Raw genomic sequence first — 1135 nt, 5'->3', positions numbered from 1 at the left:
AAGAATTTGATTTTGAAAAAGCATTAAAATTATTACAAAATGGTCAACCGCTAACGGGTAAAGATGGTATTTTAACGCCATTAATCAAGCAGCTAACAGAAGCGGCGTTATCGGCGGAATTAGATTCTCATTTAGCCAACGACATTACCCCTAATCGGCGTAATGGTAAGAGTTCAAAGACAATAAAAAGCTCATCAGGCAGTTTCGAACTTGATGCACCAAGAGATAGAAACGGTTCATTTGAACCTCAACTCATCAAAAAAAATCAGACAACATTAAACGATGAAATTGAACAAAAAATTCTCAGTATGTATGCGCTGGGGATGAGTTATAAAGATATCAGCCAGCATATTGAAGAGATTTATGCTTTTCGTCTTTCTCCTGCAACTTTAACCGCCATTACAGATAAAATCATTCCTGAGCTCAGATTATGGCAACAACGACCGCTAGAATCGCTTTATCCGTTTGTTTGGATGGATGCAATTCATTATAAAGTAAAAGAAGATGGGGTTTATCACAGCAAGGCTGTTTATACTGTACTTGCACTTAATTTAGCCGGAAAAAAGGAAGTATTAGGCTTGTATTTATCTGAAAACGAAGGGGCTCATTTTTGGTTATCGGTGTTGACCGATTTACAAAACCGAGGATTAAATGACATTTTAATTGCTTGTGTCGATGGATTAGTTGGCTTTCCTGAAGCGATTAATACTATTTACCCACAAACAGAGGTTCAACTTTGTGTTATTCATCAAATCCGCCATTCAATTAAGTATGTTGCCTCTAAACATCACAAAGCATTTATGAGCGATTTGAAACTTGTTTACAAGGCGGTCTCTCGTGAAGCAGCAATTGATGCATTAGATGAACTTGAGAAAAAATGGGGCGATAAGTATCCAATCGTCATCCAATCATGGCGTCGTAAATGGGATAATTTATCAGCTTATTTCCGCTATCCTGAGCCTATTCGTAAGGTGATTTATACCACCAATGCTATTGAGTCAATTCATCGACAATTTCGTAAATTAACAAAGACAAAAAGCGGATTTCCTAATGAAAATAGCCTACTTAAGCTGCTGTATTTAGGGTTGCAAAATGCGGAGAAAAAATGGACAATGCCAATCCAAAATTGGAATTT

Annotated in this window: 1 protein-coding gene; it reads left to right on the top strand. The window is 36.9% G+C overall.

All coding sequences use genetic code 11. The annotated features are described in order from the left end of the window. The coding region (locus A9G42_RS04390; RefSeq protein ID WP_065652746.1) for an IS256 family transposase at positions 1 to 1135 on the top strand (1135 nt) is incomplete at both ends.

This window comes from Gilliamella sp. Nev6-6 (genome assembly GCF_001690605.1).
Classification (GTDB): domain Bacteria; phylum Pseudomonadota; class Gammaproteobacteria; order Enterobacterales; family Orbaceae; genus Gilliamella; species Gilliamella apicola_C.
Note: the sequence above shows the minus strand (reverse complement) of the source record. Positions and strands in the feature narration are given on the sequence as shown.